Origin of the sequence: Pseudoalteromonas luteoviolacea CPMOR-1, from assembly GCF_001625685.1 — a bacterium.
Classification (GTDB): domain Bacteria; phylum Pseudomonadota; class Gammaproteobacteria; order Enterobacterales; family Alteromonadaceae; genus Pseudoalteromonas; species Pseudoalteromonas luteoviolacea_K.
In genome coordinates, this window is sequence record NZ_AUYC01000001.1 from 84828 (window position 1) to 101981 (window position 17154).

Annotated in this window: 11 protein-coding genes and 4 tRNA genes; 9 read left to right on the plus strand and 6 right to left on the minus strand. The window is 44.7% G+C overall.

What is annotated here, in order from left to right:
• Window positions 1-12: 12 nt before the first annotated feature.
• The 5 genes from N473_RS00365 to N473_RS00385 all read right to left on the minus strand — a co-directional run bounded on the left by N473_RS00365 (window position 13) and on the right by N473_RS00385 (window position 10864).
• Window positions 13-3321, minus strand: coding sequence for a methyl-accepting chemotaxis protein (locus N473_RS00365; RefSeq protein WP_063366247.1), 3309 nt, complete (start codon window positions 3319-3321; stop codon window positions 13-15).
• A 352-nt stretch (window positions 3322-3673) separates the two neighbouring features.
• Window positions 3674-6994, minus strand: a complete 3321-nt coding sequence (locus tag N473_RS00370; RefSeq protein ID WP_063366248.1) for an amidohydrolase family protein — start codon at window positions 6992-6994, stop codon at window positions 3674-3676.
• Window positions 6995-7267: 273 nt separating this feature from the next.
• Window positions 7268-9427, minus strand: coding sequence for an ATP-binding protein (locus N473_RS00375; RefSeq protein WP_063366249.1), 2160 nt, complete (start codon window positions 9425-9427; stop codon window positions 7268-7270).
• Window positions 9428-9608: 181 nt separating this feature from the next.
• Window positions 9609-10265 carry a helix-turn-helix transcriptional regulator gene (locus N473_RS00380; protein ID WP_039611367.1) on the minus strand — a complete coding sequence of 219 codons (657 nt, stop codon included), beginning with the start codon at window positions 10263-10265 and terminating at the stop codon, window positions 9609-9611.
• A gap of 227 nt (window positions 10266-10492) precedes the next feature.
• Window positions 10493-10864: a histidine triad nucleotide-binding protein gene (locus N473_RS00385; protein ID WP_046354251.1), complete on the minus strand. Its 372-nt coding sequence runs from the start codon at window positions 10862-10864 to the stop codon at window positions 10493-10495.
• Window positions 10865-11019: 155 nt separating this feature from the next.
• Between N473_RS00385 and N473_RS00390 the strand changes: the two genes are divergently transcribed.
• On the plus strand, window positions 11020-11619 hold the full coding sequence (locus N473_RS00390) for a DUF2057 domain-containing protein (RefSeq protein ID WP_063366250.1): 600 nt from the start codon (window positions 11020-11022) through the stop codon (window positions 11617-11619).
• A gap of 56 nt (window positions 11620-11675) precedes the next feature.
• Here N473_RS00390 and N473_RS00395 read toward each other — a convergent pair whose 3' ends face one another.
• On the minus strand, window positions 11676-13520 hold the full coding sequence (locus N473_RS00395) for a M1 family metallopeptidase (RefSeq protein WP_063366251.1): 1845 nt from the start codon (window positions 13518-13520) through the stop codon (window positions 11676-11678).
• Between the two features lie 129 nt (window positions 13521-13649).
• On the opposite strand from N473_RS00395, the gene murB reads away from it, so the two are divergent.
• From murB to N473_RS25715, 8 genes are all read left to right on the plus strand, one after another.
• Window positions 13650-14660, plus strand: a complete 1011-nt coding sequence (gene murB / locus N473_RS00400; protein WP_063366252.1) for a UDP-N-acetylmuramate dehydrogenase — start codon at window positions 13650-13652, stop codon at window positions 14658-14660.
• A complete protein-coding gene (gene birA, locus N473_RS00405; protein WP_063366253.1) occupies window positions 14653-15648 on the plus strand; it encodes a bifunctional biotin--[acetyl-CoA-carboxylase] ligase/biotin operon repressor BirA in 996 nt (331 codons plus the stop codon). Before murB ends, birA begins: the two co-directional genes overlap by 8 nt.
• Window positions 15648-16346 (plus strand): type III pantothenate kinase, encoded by a 699-nt coding sequence (locus N473_RS00410; protein WP_063366254.1) that lies wholly within the window; start codon window positions 15648-15650, stop codon window positions 16344-16346. The genes birA and N473_RS00410 overlap by 1 nt, the downstream gene beginning before the upstream one ends.
• A 117-nt stretch (window positions 16347-16463) precedes the next feature.
• Window positions 16464-16539, plus strand: a tRNA-Thr gene (locus N473_RS00415).
• 42 nt (window positions 16540-16581) lie between these two features.
• Window positions 16582-16666 (plus strand) — tRNA-Tyr (locus N473_RS00420).
• A 45-nt stretch (window positions 16667-16711) separates the two neighbouring features.
• Window positions 16712-16786 (plus strand) — tRNA-Gly (locus N473_RS00425).
• Between the two features lie 12 nt (window positions 16787-16798).
• Window positions 16799-16874, plus strand: a tRNA-Thr gene (locus N473_RS00430).
• Between the two features lie 139 nt (window positions 16875-17013).
• On the plus strand, window positions 17014-17154 hold a 141-nt coding region (locus N473_RS25715; RefSeq protein WP_231099494.1), incomplete at its 3' end, for a GTP-binding protein.

Consider the following 17154-nt stretch of genomic DNA (forward strand, 5'->3'; position numbering starts at 1 on the left):
CTCCGTACAGAGTTAGACGTTGTATTGATGCACTAAGAGTGCTTGTTGCGGCGAGGCGATATCCGTCGACTGGCTGTTGTCAGTATTGGGTAATGTAAAGTAGCCCAGTAAGTTTTTCATTTCCATCGCCTGGGTTGCCATACGTTTTGCCGCGGCCATGGTCTCTTCGGTGATAGCAGAGTTTTCTTGAATTAAATCAGTGAGTCTCTGCACCACTATATCGACTTCTTCAATGGCTTGCTTTTGTGTCAATGTAGAGCGGTTAATGCTGATGATATTTTCATTTACGTCAGCGACCGCTTGTACAATGTGTCCGAGTTTCTCTCCAGAGCTATTGGCGAGGGTGGTACCTTGTTGTACTTTATCGTTGCTGTTGGCGATGATGTCTTTAATTTGTTTGGCAGAAGCGGCACTGCGCCCCGCCAGCTCTCGTACTTCATTGGCGACCACCGCGAAACCTCGGCCGTTTTCGCCAGCGCGGGCAGCTTCGACCGCGGCATTTAAGGCCAGTAGATTAGTTTGAAATGCCAGTTCATCAATTACCGATACAATTTCGTTAATGTCTTTACTGGCAGCATTGACCTCACCGATGGCATACACTGTGTCTTGTGATAAAGTACCGCCTTCTTTCGCAATGTTTTGTGCATTATGTGACTTTTCAACCGCAGTGTCCGATTGCATCGCTACTTGTGTCAGCTCCTCAAGAATATGGCCAGTGCTTGCATTGGCTTCTTCTAGGTTAGCTGCTTGCTCTTCGGTGCGGCGGCTGATCTCAGCATTGCTAGCGGCGATTTCTTCGGTACTATGTGCAACCAAGCTGGCTGCACTTTGAATGCTTTCAATGACGTGTGTGAGTTTGTTGGTGGTGGTATTGAGGTCTTGTTGCAAGGTGGCAAAGACACCGTCGTATTCACCTTCCACTAAGGTGCATAGGTCGCCCCTAGCAATGGCGCCGAGACTATGCGTAACAGCATGGATCGCGCCTGAGATGGTATCGATAGAGCCGTTGACGTCCTCTTTCAGCTGCAGCAACTGACCTTGTAATGTGGACTCGATCTTATGAGAAAACTCACCTTCGCTCATGGCCGCCATGACGCTGGCAAGCTCTTCGATAACCTGATTTAAGTTATTGACAGTATGATTGATGTCGTGTTGTAAAGTGGCTAATTGACCTTTTAACGGTGTATTAATGGTGCGATCAAAGCGTCCATGGCTTATAGCCATCATCACCGATGAAATCTCACTGATGGCTTGGTCTAAGCTGGCGATAGATAGGTTTACATTGGTTTTCAGCTGTCCAAGTTGACCGTGGGCTGGGGTTACAATCGGATGTTTAAAGTCGCCTTCACTGACCGCGGCCATGGTATTGCCAATGTCTTGCAAGATGGCTTCGAGATTATCCATACTCAAATTGGTGTCTCTTTTCAGTTGCGCTAATTGGCCTGATAAGGGATGTGTAATACGTTTAGAAAAATCGCCACTGCTGATGGCACTCATCGTAGAGCTCAATTCATCAATGGCACCACTTAACGCGAGTATGGAATTGTTCACACTGTCTTTCAAGCGCGCCAGATTGCCATTGGCTTCGACTGTGACCTGTTGTTTAAACTCCCCTTGTTCTACACAACTCATCACATTAATAATGTCGTTCATGGTCTCATCAATGGAAGTAACGGAGTGATTGATATTGTTTTTTAAAACGTCTAAATCTCCACTCAGCGGGGCTGTGATCTGTTGAGTAAATTGCCCTCTGGCCATGGCTTGCATCACGAGATTGATTTCTGTTAAAGCCGTTTGCAAACTAGTAGAGCATTCATTTGTGGCGTTTTTGAGCTCTTTGAGCTCGCCATTACACGGCGCACTTATTCGATCGCTAAACTTACCTTTGGCCATTTGATTCAGTACTCGATTGGCTTCAGAAATAGACAGTTGCAGTGCATCGAGCAAGGAATTGAAGGCCTGCGCACTTTGCCCTATTTCATCACGAGAACTGACTTCGGCACGTAGCGAAAAGTCCCCGCGAGTTTGGACTGCTCGCATGGTGTTGACGAGTTTATGTACGGGCCGAGATAAACTTCTGGCAAACCATAGCGCGGTAAATAAAATCACAACGATGCTGATGAGCATGACAATTGTCATGGTTTGGCGCAGAGAAGCAACGGGCGCAAATGCTTCTGCTTCATCGATTTCAGCTAGCAGTGCCCATCTGACATCAAACACCTGTAAATCGCTATAGGCAGATAACACGGGATTACCATTGTAGTCGGTGACGACTTTTTGCCCTTGCAGGCCTTGCATAGCCAGCTTATATGATTCAGTGGCAATGGTGCCCTTAGCAGGATTTTCAAAAGAGGCCTGCACAGAATGATTAATAGGGTCGAGGTATGAATCTGATCGCATTAATCCATCTGGGCCAACGAGGTAGGTTTCACCACTTTGCCCCAGCCCATGGCGTTCACTCATGATGTCGTTCAGTGCGTCAATAGAGAGTTGAAAAATTAAGGTTGCTTGAGAAATACCATCAAAATCCAATGGCATAGCTACAAAGCTTGCAGGCGCATTATATGAGGGTAAGTATGGCTCATAGTCTGCGAACAGCATTTGATCTTGTTCGATTAAGGCACGATTAAATACGTCGGCGATACTGCTATTGGCATACGGACCGGTATTTAAAGAAGTGGCGAAGTCGACTTCTTTAAATACTGAGTACACAATATTACCGCTGTAATTATCGACGATAAAAATATCATAAAGTTGGTAAACGTCGGTGAGCTCGCGGAAAAATCCATGGTGGCGTTGGTGTGCAAGGTCATAGGCATCGAGGTGCCCTGTGGCATTCAATGCATCTTTCTCACCGATGGGATGTGGATTATCTGCTAAATAGCGTGCCTGCAAAGTCATGCCCTGACCAGAGAGCGAGTCGACTAAGGAATTGAGCGCGACCTTGCTATTTGTTTGCTGTTCAAAGCGAGGTAAAAAAGCGTCTTGGTAAAACTGTTTTAGGTTACTTGGAATGGTTTGGGCCGCTTGCGTTTCGTCAAAGCCATCGAGTAAGTCTTGTGTTGCTGTTATTAAATAGGGGTTGATTGCTAAAGCATGTAGTTTATCTTCGACGGTTTTAAAGTGACGTTCAATGGCACGCTTTTTAACACTGCCCACGGCACCGAGCTGTGCATAAACCTGTTCACTGATGGTATTGGAAGCTTGAATAAGTGAAAAAGTGATAATGACAGTGGCGGGGATGAGGGCGACAAGTAAAAAGGCGGCCATGAGCTTTTTAGCGAGGTCGAGCGATTTTAGGAATTGATGTATTCGAGACATGATGTGGCCCTCCGATCCTTGTATTTTTGGCATCAGTTTGATGCTGTTTGCTACCTTATTCTGTTGTCAGATTATCGAACCAAACTGTGTAAAACCCTACACAATGTGTGGCTAATAATTGTACAGATTTAAGCTTAGTGTAGATCACATCTCGATAAGATCTAGGCGTGAATGTTTCTCTAATCTGAACAAATATTGGTTAACCGATGGTAGGCTTCGCTGACACCGATGAATTGCGATAACATGAGGGAGAGGTGTAAAAACAAATTTGATGAACTTTTGATGATCATTCTTTCAGACAAAAAAAGAAGCAGCTATTGCTGCCTCTTGTTAAGAAAGTAGGTCACTGTGATCAGTGTTTCCAATGATACTTATGTGCTTTTTCTTCCATATACGCTTCCGTATCTGGGTGCATTGGTGTCTTGTTACCGTTTTCAAAGAAGAACGGCTGGCGGTCACGTTTTTGATGACCGATTTCATTCATGGTCGCTGCGTCATAAACACGACCATTCAGAATTGTATAGGTCACCTTTTCAGACTCGCGGATGTCATTCAGTACATCACCGTCAATGATCACTAGGTCGGCAAGCTTACCTTTTTCAATTGTGCCAATATCGTGGTCCATTGCGAGGTATCTTGCGCCATCAATCGTACCACTGCGCAGGGCTTCCCACGGCGTAAATCCGCCTTGTGCCATTGACCACAGTTCCCAGTGTGCGCCCAAACCTTCACGTTGGCCGTGTGCACCAATATGTACTGTGACACCTTTATCACGTAGTTGCTTAGCTGATTTTGCAGCATTGATATGGTTATAGTGGTGCTCTGGTGCTTTTTCACGGCGGATAGACATTGGTTTGACAACATACTCCGGAACAAAGCTCATTAAGCGCTCATTTTCCCATACATTGGTGGTGTTGTAGAAGTAGTCTTCACCTTTAATACCGCCATATGCCACATTGAAAGTCGGCGTAAAGCCCGCGTCAGTTTGGCTCCACATTTGCGTGACATCTGAGTAGATATTTGGAATTGGCAATGCATGTTCAAGGCCTGTGTGACCATCAATGATCATGTTCATGTTTTGCTGGAACTTTGAACCACCTTCTGGCACTACCATGATTTCCATTTGCTTCGCAGCTTCTAGCACTTGCTGGCGAGTATCACGGCGAGGGTGGTTATAACTTTTCACCGAGATTGCACCGGCGTCTTTTAAACGCTTAACGTGGAATTGTGCATCTTCCAAATTATTGATTGGTGTCTTGTAACCTGGTGCTTCACCTGCATATAAGATACGACCTACAGAGTATATACGCGGCGCCACAGTCAAACCTGCACGTTGTAGCTCTGCCATGGAGAATACTTCGTTAGAGTTATTTGATGGATCATGAATGGTCGTGACACCAAAGCTGACGTTGGAGAACTGGTTCCAGTTTTGCTCAGGTTGCAAGTTATGGCTACCGTAGCTGCCGTGTGCGTGGGCATCGACTAAGCCAGGGATCACTGTTTTCCCTTTAATATCCATTACTTTTGCTGCACTAGGGATGGTCACATCACTGCGCGTACCCACGGCGATAATGCGGTTATCTTCAATCAGTACCACACCATCTTCGATGATTTCTTGTTGGTTCTCTGCATCACGCATAGTCACCACTTTACCACCAACCAGTGCCAGCAAGCCTTTTGGTTTATCTGCAGGTTGCTCGAAGCTCAGGTCAATGCCTTCAGCGGTTAATTCATCCAGGTTGTCAGATGCATTGTCAACAAATGAGAAAGTGTCTGTGAGTTTACGTTGATACAGGTTTGGACCAAATGCCCAAGTTAACGCACTACTGTCTGCTTTCCAATTTAAGAAATCGCCTGAATATTTAGATACTTGTTTTACAGGGAAGGCTTTACCACCTTTATTGATAGACAGTGTTTTCCCTGTGCTGGTGAAGGGGGCAACAAAGGTGTTGAAGTGCTCGATAAATGCAACATAGTTGCCATCGGGTGAGACTTTATAATCAAAGATGAATTCGCCTTTGAAGTGACTGCGTTCTTCATGACCATTCAAATCGACACTTTTTAGCTCTCTACTGGTTTCGCTGCTAGCAACGGAGAAGTAGATACGCTCAGGGTTGGCGCCAAAGTGCGGATTATCACCACTTTTAACGATGCGTTTTGCTTCGCCACCTTTGGCATCAACGAGGTAGATACCCGGGTGCATTGACCAGTCACCGCTCAGAAGATAACCACCAGTTACTTTTTTGAATAGGACTTTTTTGCCATCTGGCGAGAAGCTAGGTGATATATAGTGACCTGGGTTTTGTGTAATGATGCGACCTTTACCGCCTTTTGCAGAGACGATACGCACACTCCCTAACTCTTGATCATCATACGTGGTGTATACAATGTATTTACCATCGCGAGAGTAGCTAGGGTAAAACTCAAAGTGATCGTTTTGCGTAGTAACACGGCGTACTTTACCAGACTCAATGTCTTTGATGTATAAATGGCCCAGGGCTTGGAATAGTGCTGTCTCGCCATCCGGTGAAATTTGCGACCAGCGAGCCAGTTTTACTTTGAAGTTATCAGGGGCAACGTCTACTGCAAATTTAAGTGCCGGTGTGATCTCTTTTTCAGCCACTATGCGCGTTGGAATGACTTGCGACTGCTTTGTTGCAATGTCTACTTTGTGGAATACACCACCTGACCAAAATACTAAAGCTTTGCCATCTGGCGTGTAAGCAAATGCAGGTGTATTACCCTGCGCGCCATTGGCTTCTTGTAAGTCGCGGTCAAGACCTGTGAAGATTTGTGATTCAATACCAGATTTCAGGTCTTTAACATATAGCGCACTGATCATTTTCTCGCCGTTGTCTTCACGTTTTACAAAAGCAATTGATTGACCATCAGGGCTTGGTGTTGGGCGGATAGCACCACCGGCACCACGGATCACCGTTTCCTCTTCACCGGTTGCTAAATCCCAAGAGCGGATCTCAAAGACCGATGTTAAAGCGTTTTTATTGTATTGCCAGCGTACACCGGCTGTGGCATCGACTGAATAATAGATCTTTTTACCGTCAGTAGAGAATGCAGGCTCTGCGATGTTCTTTTGTGACTTTGCGCCGTGCAATCTTTCACGTACTAATACCCCTTTACCACCGGAAATGTGGTACATGCGTATAGAACCACCAGGAATCGTACGACCTGTGACTTGGCCTTGCTTTACAGCGATATATTGCCCATCAGGTGACCATGATGGATTATGAATGAGGTTGTGTGATTCATCAGATACTTGACGCATGTTGTCGCCGTTGACATCCATAACCCATAGGTTTTCTGCACCCGCGCGATCAGAAATAAATGCGATGTGTTTACCATCAGGTGAGAACTTCGGCTGGAAGTTCCAAGCGCGATCAGCGGTAATTGCAGTCGCTTTACCACCAGAGATTGGCATTACATAGATATCACCCAACATATCGAAAATAACGTGCTGGCCATCTGGGCTGACATCGACATTACTCCATGTTGTTTCATTGGTATCTATGGTGATAGTTTGCTTTTCGCCAGGCGGGGCAAGTACATCCCATTTTGCGGTGGTTTCCTGCGCACCAGAGGAGGCGAGTGCTGGTGTACTTAATCCAATCAAAGCGGCCCCGATTGCAATGGCAATCGGCGATTTAAATAGTGCCATGGTGTATTCCTATATGCTTTAAGCCAAGTCTCAGTCTATCGCTGAGTGTTGGTTTCTTGTCTTGTTGTGAGCTAATTTGTATTTTACCCGTGTAGGATGGCGAATTTTTTTACTAAAGTCGACAAGATGGCGATAAAAGTGCGCTCAAATGCGGCAGTTTTGCAGTATTTTTATACAAACTTTGTCTGTTTTTATTTAAATGTATTCGTTACCTTGATGTCATAGGCGTGCAAAAAGCGCCGTACTGGTTAGGCAGTACGGCGAGCATTGAGGCTAATTGAGCGTCTGTTGACGAACAAATTGTAAATAGGCTTCTAAGCTTTTCTGCCACAATGCCATGGCTTGGGTTAAATCATCATCACAAGACTTACCATCGAGTAATCGACGCTCTATTTTCTTCAAGGCAAGGCCGTAGCGGTTAAAGCCCAGCTGCAAAGCGGTGCTGGCTTGGCGATGCAGAGACTTAATACACTGTTCTTCATCCTCAGCCAGCAACTGTTGGATATGGATTAATTTGTTACGAGCAGAAAGTACAAACTCATTGTAAATTGAGGAGACTTCATCTTCGCTGAAACCACTTTTAAGCGAGTTGACGGCGGTATCATCATACAAAGTATCGCTCAACTCGACCCGCATATCCGGCTTTTGCGCTTTTTGTGAGTCACTGATGGCTTGACGAAGCTTCTCTTGTTTTATGGGCTTACCAACCACATCTTTGATACCAAGAGATAAATATTCTTTGATTTCTTCTGGGCTTAAGCTCGCGGTAAATGCCAAGAAGGGCGTGCGCTTATTTTTATGCTCAATCGTTTGTAAGTGCCTCAGGACTTCTTGGCCGGTGAAATCAGGCAAATTCATATCCAAGAGCACAACGTCGAAGACATATTCTTTCAGGTGCTCTATGGCACTGGTGCCATCGTATGCGAGCTTAATCTTATGCTCGTCCGCTGCCATAAATTCGATGGCAATTTTGCGATTGAGGTCTAAGTCTTCAACCAATAAAACAGAGAGCCCTGTTGGGTATTCTGGGTTGTGATGGCGCTGCTCTACCAAACTTAACTCGCCGACAGGCAAACTGACGTCAAAACTAAACGAGCTGCCTTTGCCAAGCTCACTGATTATCTCAAGTTGACTGCCAAGCTTGCTCAGCAAGCGTGCCGTGATAGCCAGACCAAGGCCTGTTCCACCTTTGGTTTTACCCGCGTTACTCTGTACATAAGGCTCTGTCAGCTTGTCGATGTCTTCTTCTTCGATGCCAGGGCCTGAGTCGACGACGCTGAAGCGCACAATATGAGACATGTTGGCTTCCTCTAGCAATTCGACGCGCAGTTTGACTTCCCCTTTGTCCGTAAACTTAATGGCATTGCCTACCAAATTGAGCAAAATTTGCCGTAGTTTTTGCTGGTCGCAGTAATAACATACTTGGTCTGGCAAATCATAGAGCAGCGTAAAAGTGAGTTTCTTTTGCTCGGCTAGTGGGCTCATCAACAAGCATAGGTTATCGAGCCAACTCTTTAATTCGACATCTTCGGAGGAGAGCACTTCGTCACTTTGATCTAAACTGGCGTAATCGAGTACCTTGTCTATCAATAAATTGAGAGATTCTGCGGAGTTGATAATGGCCTCACAATAGGCTTTGCTATGCTGATCATGACTGCGGTTAAGGACCAGTTGTGCACTGCCTAAAATACCATTTAAAGGGGTGCGGATCTCATGGCTGATGGTGGATAAAAATAAACCGCGAATTTCGAGATCTTTTTGGGCTTTTTCGGTCAGTTTATTGAGGTTAAGTTCGCGCCGCTCATTACATAATAGTGCCATGCCAGTGGCATAGAAAATGGGGGCTAAAACGCCATTAAAAAAGATGGCGATCGAAAACCATGGGTCGACAAATAAGGATACCTGGTCGACGTCTCCCATGAATAACGAGCGTCCTATAAAAGCCGTGAAAATAAAGCTGAGGACGATTAAATATACGATGCTGCCATTGGGGTATTGTTTGCGAGCATAACGTATAAAGTAATAGCTCAGTAAGATCGCTTCGACGATATGCTGCAAGTCAGAGATTAGAATACGCTTTCGCAAATTATCATCGACCATTGCATAATAAATGAGTGCAGAGAGCAGGGCCAAAGTGGCAAATAAATAGGTCCTGAATTCGATGCCTCGCTGCCCTAAAAACTGACTTATTGCCCAACAATGTATGATGGATGCCAAAAATAGTAAGGTGTTTGCAATACCAATGGTTTGCCACTGAGATAAAAAGCTATGCAGTGCAAACATAGATATGGCAGCAAATAGGATAAGGGGGTAAAAAATGTATAACAGTACGCCTGGTGTGTTTTTATTCGCACGCCAAGTTAAGTAATTGATGAGCGTCATCATCGCTGTCATTGCTGCACTGGCTACATACAGGGTTTTATGGTCCAACATAAAGACTTTGTTAACAATTAATAGACGTACCTAGGATAGAGCGAAGACCTAATGCAGTAAAGCAAAGCGCCAAGAAAATAATGAGATAGCAAGTATAGAGATTAAGTGATAGGTAAAAATACAAAAAGCATGCGAGGTGCATGCTTTTTACAGACTTTAGAAGTGTACTCGATGATGAGTATTAGCGGATCTCGTCAGGGATATTTTGTTGTGCCCATGACAGTAGCTCGATACGGTTACGGCACTTAGTTTTGCGAAATGCGCTGTATAGATGGGTTTTAACCGTATGTGGGCTGATATTTAAATCTTCCGCGATTTCTTTGTTTTTCGCGCCTTTACTCATTAGCGAGATAATGGCTTTTTCACGCTTAGTCAGTTTGACTGGTTCAATATCGCCTTCAGTTAGCTTGTGCAGGGCGTCTTTATTGAATTGCAGCATGCGATTTAATGCATTACACATGATTTCACGGCGATACCATAGCTGATCTTCCATCAGCAAACGGATACCTTTCATCAAGACGTCTGCATTATCTGTGGTATAAAACACACCACGAATACCGCTGAGCAATGCGCGATTTGCCAATTCAGGGTTTTCATCTAAATTGAACAGCACGATGTCGCAACTCACTTTGAGGTTTACTAACTGCTCTTTAAGTTTGCCCCATGCATCATTGACTGCCGTTTCAATAAAAAGCAACCGAGTATCTTCAGGTACTTCGGAAATATCAGTTCCTGTGATGACGTCTAACCCTTGAGTTTTTAGCAGGGGTTGTAAAACGTTTATTCCTATCGTGTTGATAGGCTCTTTATCTAGCAATAAAAATGCAGTACTGCTCATTTGGAAAACACTCTCATTCTGTCTGATAACGCAATGCTAACACGTGAATCAGACCTTTTGTATTAGAAATTTCATCAATAAAAAGATGTTTACAATATAAAGTTTGGCACGATAGCCTGTTTTGTAAACAGCTTAATTTTGTGAATGCTTCAACTTGTTGATTTTAGTATTAATTTAATTTAGTAGAGTAATAGCTTAGTTAATTACATTTTTTAACAAAGAATAATTTAAGATACTACTTTTTTCCTACTTTGGTACGGAGGCCAGCCCATTTCAAGTCCAGCTAATACATGTAGATGAATGTGATATACGGTTTGTCCACCATCATTGTTGCAGTTCATTACAACGCGATAACCGTCTTCAGCAAATCCGTGCTCTTTCGCAAGTTTAGACGCGACTAAGTGTAAATGCCCAACTAAGTGTGCATTTTCTTCGTTTACGTCATTAATTGTTGCGATTGGCTGCTTTGGTATCACCAACACATGAAAAGGTGCTTGAGGATTAATATCCTTAAACGCAAGTGCCTTTTCGTCTTCGTACACAATATCTGCAGGTATTTCACGATTAATTATTTTTGTAAAAATCGTTTCTTGGGCCATTACTTTTCTCCTTATATACGTTAGTTTAGCTGTTCAGCATAGCGCGGACTCTACAAGATACAAGGGAAATTACAATTGATGCTTGTTCATAATTGTAACTAAATTTGGCACAAATACCTTTCACTACCAAGGTAGCAATCAAATAAAGAGGAAATATGAAGAAAATTAGTATATTTGGAATTTTTATAGCACTTTATAGTGGTATTTCTGTTGCGGGGGAAGTTAACTTCCCAGAAGAATTGCTGCCTTTGCAAGTGAATGATCGTGAGATAGAGCATTCGTTTTTTAACAAGGTACGTCAGTTAGAGTTACCTGCGGGTGTGCATCGCATCAAAGTGAAGTATTCAGACTTGTTTGAATTAGATTATGATGAGCATGAAGTCGTCAACTCGAAACCATTTTGGGTGGAAGTGACCATCAAAGATCGTGATTATCAAGTGCGCTTCAAGCCCATTGAAGATGTAGAACAAGCACGGGCGTTTGCCAAGGCTCCGAAAATTTGGCTGCAACCTAAAAAAGGCGACACAGTCGCAGCAAAGCGTGTAAAGGCGCAAACAACCGCAGCGCCCATGCCAGTAGTCCGTGAGCCAGTGCCTACGGTAGTCAAAGCACGCAGTCAAAAAGAAAGTAGCACAGATCATGTTGCGCCCAGCGCAGGCAAGCCGGATGCGGTGTCTATGTTGGAGTTTTGGTGGCAGCAGGCGACGCCTGAGCAACGCACCGCGTTTTTAATGTCTATTGATGAAAAGCACTGAACAGCGTCAGATAAAGTGACGCAGAGATAAAGCCAAAGCTTTATCTCTGCTATTGTTTATTCGAAAATCGCGTCGACGGTACCTTGCGCTAACGGGTGGTAGCCTGGACGTGCTTTTTGATAAACACGATACGCCCAATCACGTCTATCTGTACTTGCCAATGCTTTGTATAAAGGCACGATGAGTTTACGTCGGCCAATGCCACTGAGATGTGCATCTAGGGCGGGATAAATTGCCTGATAACCGTTGCCAACTGCCAGCATGTACCATGCAAAAGCTAATTCGGCATTACTTGAGTTGGTCAGGTTAAATGCGTTGTCTAGTGCAGCCATCTTGTCTAAACCCAGATCTCTTGGCAGATTATTTAAAAAATGAAGCCACTCATGCACCGTCCAGTTGCTGGTAGGTAGTGTATCTAGTGATTTGTTACCGCTAAGCCAAGCTTGCATATGGCTATCAACCTGATTGAAAGCATCAGAAGTTGGGTTTGGTGCATCCTCTGGTAGACCTGGTTGATAGATCCACTCTTTGGCTTTATTCAATGAAACGATACCTGGGTGCTTTTTCAATAAGTGTTTATCCAGGTATTGAACGAACTCGGCGGTAGTGAGCGATTTAAATGCATAGGCGTCAAAATAGCCTTTTACAAATACATCAAACTTTTCACGACCAAACTTTTCCTCTAAATAAATGAGGAATAACTGACCTTTAATATAAGGCACTTTACTGAAGGCATCATCCGGATCGCGGCCATTGAGTTTTAAGTTTAATCGAGTGTCTGGTGCGGGAATGTTTTTGAGCTGTGCACGCAGGCCGGCTGCATCTAGCGCTTGCTCCATTACCGCACGGTCACGGCCAAAGACCTCTTCCATGATGCGGTTTTCAACATAGGACGTAAAACCTTCATTGAGCCACAGATCTTCCCATGTCGCGTTTGTTACTAGGTTACCTGACCAGGAATGGGCCAGTTCATGAGCAATCAAGTTAACCAGGCTTTTATCACCTGCAACGACAGTCGGCGTAATGAATGACAAGCGTGGGTTTTCCATCCCACCAAATGGAAAACTCGGTGGCAACATAAGTAAGTCGTAGCGGCCCCAAGCGTATTCACCATACATGGCGTTGGTTTTGTCTATCATGGCTTGCGTGTCATTAAACTCTGCCACAGAAGCGTCGAGAATTTGTGGCTCCGCAAAAATCGCGGTTTGATGAGACATTTCTTTATACTCTAGGTTACCGGCACCGATGGCGATTAAATATGGTGGAATAGCCTGTGGCATATCAAACCAGTAGTCACCATCTTTTATAAACGCTTCGGAGTTGTCTGCACTCATGACTGCGCGGACATCTTTGGGTGTTTGAATACGCGCTGTATAGGTGGTGCGCATCGCTGGGGTGTCTTGCACAGGGATCCAACTTCTGGCATGAATTGCTTGAGATTGACTGTACATGAATGGGTGAGTTTTACTTGCAGTCTGCACTGGCGTTAACCACTGTAAGCCAGAGGCTTGTGGCAAGCTGTTATAGTAAATGCGAGCTTTGCTCGCTTGGTGCTTGAATTGGATGGTGAGCTTGGCCCCTTTCACACCACTGCGCGGTGCGAGTGTGAATTGTGCAGGTAGCCATTTTCCCTGTGGTGACTGATAGAGGATTTTATCTATTTCAAGGTCGCGGGTATCCAGTACCAGTGTCCGTGCATGGCTGTTTTGCCATGCTAGGGTGTGCTCAACAAATCCTTCGAGCTGCTTGTCCTCAAAGTCGATATCGAGATCTAAATGTAAGTGCGTGCTTACTACATCTTTTAAGTTTGCAAAAGTATGCTCATCGACGGCATCTGCCGCCAAAACAGTATGAGAGAGGCCCGCCATTGTGAGGCCGAATGTTAAGGCTGAGAGTTTCATTTTTATCCTTGCTCATGATTGAGTGTCGCCGTTGTTATACCACTTCACAGCGTAAATGGCACTTGGATGCGTTAGCGGCATCAATCAGGTAAACTAGGAAGAATAGTTGGTAGTTTATAGGTGCTTTCTGTGCACGCTTTGCAGTCCTTACATACGTTTGCTTTGCCTTCTCATTGCCAAGAATTAGTGGTGGTTGAGGCGCCAGAGCAGTTAAAAGAAATTGATTTTGAACCTCCATTCTTTATTTTGGGAGAGGGGAGTAACTGCGTCTTTTTAGAAGATTTCCAAGGCAGTGTTCTGCAGATAGCAAACCGAGGCATTGAGATCACCGAAACCGAGCTGCATTATCATGTGCGTGTAGCCGCAGGTGAAAACTGGCATCAATTGGTGATCAAATTACTGAATATGGGCATAGGCGGACTTGAAAATCTGGCGTTAATACCCGGCACCGTCGGCGCAGCACCGGTGCAAAATATCGGCGCTTATGGTGTGGAATTGGCTCATGTTTTTGACTCGCTAATCGGCTTTGATATTGTAAAACGAGATTTTGTACAGCTTAATAAAGCTCAGTGCCAGTTTGGTTATCGTGACTCGGTCTTTAAAGGGCCATTGCAAGGCCAATTTGTGATCACCGAAGTCAAGCTTAAACTTCCCAAGCAGTGGCAACCGATATTGGCATATGGACCATTGAAAGAGTTACAGGGACAGCCTGTTAGTCCACAATTAGTGGCTGAGCGAGTGATGCAAATAAGACGCAGTAAATTGCCTGATCCAAGAGTGTGTGCCAATGCGGGTAGCTTTTTTAAAAACCCAGTTGTTGAAGCGCAATGGGTCGATACATTACGAGAACAATACCCTGATATGCCAGTGTACCCGGTCTCAAAGAGCAAAGTGAAACTGGCCGCTGGGTGGTTGATTGAGCAAGCCGGTCTTAAAAACCATCGTATTGGTGGTATCCGCGTGTATGATAAGCAAGCTTTGGTATTGGTCAATGACCAACAAGGTGATGGTACTGATTTACTCGCCATGATTGCGCACATTCAGCAGTCGGTATGGGATAAGTTTACTGTTGCGTTAATGCCTGAAGTGCGTTTGGTCGCAGCGCAAGGAGAACATTTAGCTGGGGGCATGCATGGTTAAAGCACCTGTTGGAAATAAACTAGCAATCTTAAGTGCGCTAAGCCGAGACCATTTTATCTCTGGTCAGGCATTGGGAGAGCAGTTGGGGATCACGCGTGCCGCTGTCTCAAAACACATTAATTCGCTTCAGGATATGGGTATCGATATCTTCAAAGTGACTGGTAAAGGTTATCGCCTTAACCATAGCCTGCCCTTATTAGATCAACATAAAATTTTGCCAGTGTGGCAGGCGTTAACTGACAAGCCTTGCCATATAGAAGTGCAGCCCATCATTGACTCGACCAACAGTGAGTTGATGCGTCGTATTCAGTCGAAAGAAGATTGCCTAACATCGGGTCAGGTATTAGTTGCAGAGATGCAGCAAGCTGGTCGCGGTCGGCGTGGTAGACAGTGGCAATCGCCATTTGGCGCTAATTTATATTACAGCTACTACTGGTATTTCGAAGACGGTATGCAGGCGGCCATGGGGGTATCTGTTGCAGTGGGATTGGCTGTGCATGATGCGCTCAATGCTTTGTATGATTTAGATGTCCAACTTAAATGGCCAAATGACATTTATATCAATGAGCATAAGTTGGCAGGTGTGCTGGTGGAGCTAGATGGGCAAATGGAAGGGCCATGTCATTTAGTGATTGGCATCGGCTTAAATGTAGCGATGCCCAATACTGCTGCACAGTATATTGATCAAGCATGGACAGATCTAAGCCAACATGTGTCTGAGGTTGATAAAAACCAACTGGCAGTTGTACTTACCTTATGTTTGCAAAAGCGCTTACATATGTATCAAAAGAATGGTTTAAGCAACATGGTCGCCCAGTGGAATGCGTTAAATGCGTTTCGCGACCAAGTTGTGAGTTTGAGCACGGGGCAAAGACAGTGGCGGGGGATCTGTGAGGGCATTGATCATCAAGGCGGTTTAATCTTGCGTCAAGATGGTGAGCGTAAAACCTATTATGGCGGTGAAATTTCACTGCGTAAGGAGCCGTGATGCGTTTGCTTATCGATGTCGGTAATACCGCCGTGAAAGTAGCCACTGAGTTTCAAGGTGAGATTGTGCTTATTAATGAAGCGCACGTGCCTTGGCACAAAATCAAAGAAGTCTTGATAGCGCAAGTTGGTAGTAACGAGGACTTAACGCCAATATTGCAACAAGCCCAGACTCATCAAGTGCCTTATCTATTTGCTTCAGTCTCACCCACTTTAGGCGCACTAAAATGTGCGTATGCAGAATTTCAAAACTTAGGCATAGATCGTTGGCTCACTGTGGTTGCCAGTTTTCATTTGTTTCCCAAGCAAGCTTGTGTGATTGTTGACTCTGGGACAGCGACTAAAGTCGATGTGTTGGATGCGACGGGTCAGCACCAAGGGGGGTGGATTTTGCCCGGACTCGATATGATGATCGACAGCTTGGTGGCCAATACACAAAAAGTATTCAGTGACACACATACGCTATTTGATACCAAGCTGGGGACCAATACACCCAATGCGGTAAAAAATGCAGCGTTGAGTGCGACTGTTGCACTGGCCGAGCGTGCAGTGACGCAAATGGGTGAAAACGCACAGCTCATTTATGCTGGTGGATATGGTGAGCTTATACAGCAACACCTTGATCCTAAAGGTATCTATTTTGATGACTTGGTTATGCAAGGGCTGATTTATTGGCGTAAATATCAACAAAACGATTAAATAGTAGAGTTTTTGTTGTAAATATGAGCATTTAAACAAGAAATTGCGATTTTTTTTGATTTAACTGTTGCATAGTGTCAGCGGTTGCTCTAATATCTCGCCCCGTACTAAAGCAGTGCCGACTTAGCTCAGTTGGTAGAGCAACTGACTTGTAATCAGTAGGTCATCCGTTCGACTCGGATAGTCGGCACCATTTTCAAGATTTAGAACACGCTTTAGAAAAGAATTTTTATGTGGAGGGGTTCCCGAGCGGCCAAAGGGATCAGACTGTAAATCTGACGGCTCAGCCTTCGCTGGTTCGAATCCAGCTCCCTCCACCACTTTATTCTTGACGGTTCTGAGGTAGTTAAGAACAGGTTCCTAAAGCGGGCATCGTATAATGGCTATTACCTCAGCCTTCCAAGCTGATGATGCGGGTTCGATTCCCGCTGCCCGCTCCAGATTTCTGGTGTGCTGATATAGCTCAGTTGGTAGAGCGCACCCTTGGTAAGGGTGAGGTCGGCAGTTCAAATCTGCCTATCAGCACCAGTCTCCGGATCTTCCCAAATACTTCCTTTGATTTGTCACAAAAACATTTATAATTGTAAAGAATAAACATAGTCCCCGCGCGCGCGCGTGGATTATTTTTATATGTAATCTAGATACACAAAAACTTATAGGTTCCGTCATGGCAAAAGAAAAGTTTGAACGTTCGAAACCGCACGTTAACGTTGGTACAATCGGCCACGTTGACCACGGTAAAACAACTCTAACAGCAGCAATCACTAACGTACTTGCAAAAGTATATGGTGGTGAAGCACGTGACTTC